This window comes from Devosia sp., assembly GCF_041917035.1.
GTDB lineage: Bacteria > Pseudomonadota > Alphaproteobacteria > Rhizobiales > Devosiaceae > Devosia_A.
Window position 1 is genome coordinate 1 of the sequence record NZ_JAYRYM010000357.1, and the last position, 2,826, is coordinate 2,826.

General features: G+C 68.2%; 4 protein-coding genes. 2 read left to right on the forward strand and 2 right to left on the reverse strand.

Going from position 1 to position 2,826, the window contains the following annotated elements:
* Positions 1 to 1,291 (reverse strand): histidine kinase dimerization/phospho-acceptor domain-containing protein (locus ACE3TU_RS20955; RefSeq protein WP_374627783.1); only part of this gene is annotated, 1,291 nt, incomplete at its 3' end.
* Positions 1,292 to 1,593: 302 nt separating this feature from the next.
* On the opposite strand from ACE3TU_RS20955, the gene ACE3TU_RS20960 reads away from it, so the two are divergent.
* Entirely contained in the window at positions 1,594 to 1,890 is a 297-nt protein-coding gene (locus tag ACE3TU_RS20960) for a hypothetical protein (protein WP_374627785.1), read from the forward strand.
* 278 nt (positions 1,891 to 2,168) lie between these two features.
* Positions 2,169 to 2,585, forward strand: a complete 417-nt coding sequence (locus ACE3TU_RS20965; RefSeq protein WP_374627787.1) for a SufE family protein — start codon at positions 2,169 to 2,171, stop codon at positions 2,583 to 2,585.
* 6 nt (positions 2,586 to 2,591) lie between these two features.
* Here ACE3TU_RS20965 and ACE3TU_RS20970 read toward each other — a convergent pair.
* A partial coding sequence (locus tag ACE3TU_RS20970) for a DUF6456 domain-containing protein (protein ID WP_374627789.1) occupies positions 2,592 to 2,826 on the reverse strand: 235 nt, incomplete at its 5' end.

The following is a 2,826-nucleotide window of genomic DNA, read 5'->3' on the forward strand; positions in this document are numbered from 1 at the left end:
CCATCTTGAAACATGGCTCGACCAGGGTGTCGGGCGCGAAGGCCTCGGTCTGCAGCTCGAACTTGCCGGCCTCGAGGCGCGACATGTCGAGCAGCATCTTGACCACCTCGATCAGGTGCTGGCCGCTCTGGTGGATGAGCGCGGCGTATTCCTTGTGCTGCGGCGAGAGTTCGCCGACGACGCCCGATGTCATCATCTCCGAGAAGCCGACGATGGCGTTGAGCGGGGTGCGCAGTTCGTGCCCGATGGTGGCGAGGAAGCGCGACTTGGCGATCGAGGCCTCTTCGGCGGCGAGGCGGGCCTGCTGCAGCTCGTTTTCGCGATCATGGCGCTCGGTGATGTCGCGCAGCAGCAGCACCACTTCGTGCCGCGTGTCGGTCTGCTCGGGATCGATCACCGGAGAGAGCGACACCTCGACCCAGACGAAGTTGGGGTGGGCCGGCCGGTCGGCCTCGTCGCGGCGCATGCGGATCTCCACGCGCCGCGTCTGCCCGTCGGCACTGGCCTCGGCGAAGGCGGTGAGATAGGCGGGGCGGTCGAGCAGGTGGATGCGCTCGAGGAGGCCCGGGCCGGTCAGTTCGAAGCGGCGGCAGCCGAACAGCCGCTCCGCCGAACGCGACACGAACAGCACCGCGCCGTCGGTGCCGAATCGCATCACGGCGTCCTGCACATGTTCGATCAGGTGCCGGTAGGCGTTGATCTGCCCTTTCTCGTAGACCTCGAAGGCCGAGTTCAGCCGATTGGCGGCATGCGCCACCACCGAGGCGGCGAGGGCGAAGACGCCGGCGCCGATCAGGGTGAATTCGGGCCGGAAGGCCTCGGGCCAGACCAGGAGGCCAAGGCTCGACAGGGCGGCGGCGCCGACGACCACCACCAGGATGGCCCAGCTGCGCTTCTTCACCGGCGATCGGGTGAGCAGCGAGGCGTGAACCGGCGCCAGCAGCGCCGTGGCGAGGCCGAAGTCGACGATGGCCGGATCGGCAACGGTCAGCAGCAGCCCGGTGAACAGGGTGGCATAGACCTGGCCGGCCGCTGCGCGCTCGTACTGGCCGCGCTGGCAGAGCGCGAGCGTCAGCAGGCCCGTCACGAGGCCGACCATGGCGAGCACGAAGGGCAACACGACCAGCTGCGTCACCGCGTAGATGGCGAACGGCACTGCCGCCGCGCTGCCGGCAAGCACGATGCTGGCATTGGTGGCAATGGCGGCGCGGCGGATTCGCTCGGGCCTTCCGCCGGTACCGGGGCGGCCGCGGCCGGAGCCACCCACCATCCGTGACCAGAGGCTACGCATAAACTGAAACAACGCCCCGACGTCCTTCTTGTCTTTGCCCGGAGCTTCCACTCCAACGGCTAAGACAGGCTTAAGCGGAACCCGCCGCGGCGCCGATGCCCCCGCTTTGCACCGGGTTGGACCGGGGCTTTCTCCCGTTAGCGTAAACACTTCCTTGCGCCGCGGCAGGGCCGGAACGGGTGGCATTTGTCTCCAATTTTATCGGGATTTCGAAAGGGGACTTAAGCCGCCCCGGCTAGTCTCGACGGCGATGAACGACACGGGCCGGCAGGTCGCCGTCCCGGTTCTTCGCGAGGGTGTCGATGTTCCTGCTCAGGTCCGCCTTCTGGCTCACGGTGATGTTCATCATCATCGCGCCCAGGGATGCCGATCTCGGCAGGGTGGCCGGGGAGTATTCCCGGCAGGCGCTGGAGGCCGGCCAGAAGGTCGTCGTCAGCCAGGTCATCGCCAGCCAGTGCGATAGTCTCGAATGCGCCGGCGGAAAGGCAGTCATCGCTGTGCTTGCCGGCAACCAGCTCCCGTCCGTCGACTCCACCATGCAGGATTCGTCGACACACCCGGTCCCGCTCCCCCGACCGCGACCGGCCTGGATGGGTTGACCCCAGGGGTCGCGTCACTTCCCCCGACGCTACTCCAAGCGATCCCTGGATGGCCGGAAGCACGCTGCCCCGTGCTTCCGGCCTCTGTCTTTGTGCACTTCGCCTTCATGCAAAGCGCCTTGCGCCGGAACCGCCGCTGTCCTACACGCTGCGGGCTGGCCGAAACTCGCCGTTTCGGCTGGTTTGGCCCGGCAGGAGATCCACCTCTCTGCCGGGCCTTTCGTTTCCGCCTGTTGCGCCGGCTTCAATCGGGGCGCCGTTTGACCTATCTAGAGGCCATGACGCATCCCCAGGCCTTCCAGGACATCGCCGAAAACCTTTCCTTCCTCGAGGACTGGGAGGATCGGTACCGCTACATCATCGAGCTGGGGCAGGCCCTGCCGCCGCTCGCCGAGCACGAGAAGACCCCGGCCAACAAGGTCCATGGTTGCGTCTCCCAGGTCTGGCTGGTGTCGGAAGGGGATGCCGCCCGCCTCAGCTATCGCGGCGAATCGGACGCGATGATCGTGCGCGGGCTGGTCGCCGTGCTGGTCGCGCTCTATTCCGGCCGTCCGGCCCGCGACATCGCGGCCACCGACGCGATCGCCGTCTTCGATGAACTGGGGCTGCGCGAGCACCTGACCACGCAGCGCTCGAACGGGCTGGTCGCCATGGTCAACCGCATCCGCTCCGAGGCGCGGGCGCTCGCCGCCTGACAGGGATCAGTCGAACATGGGCGGCCGGTCCCCGGCCATCCAGGTCCGCTGCCTGCCGCGCTCGGGCCCGAGGGCCCCGGCGGCGAGCCCGAAGTGCTCGGCGAGCCGGTCGAGCCCGATGCGCAGCACCAGCTTGGCGCTGCGGCGGGGCCAGCCGCGCTCGACTTCCACCACCTGCAGGCCCTTGTCGAGGCCGCAGACGTCGAGCACGACGTCGGCGCAGTCGCGCGGCAACACACGG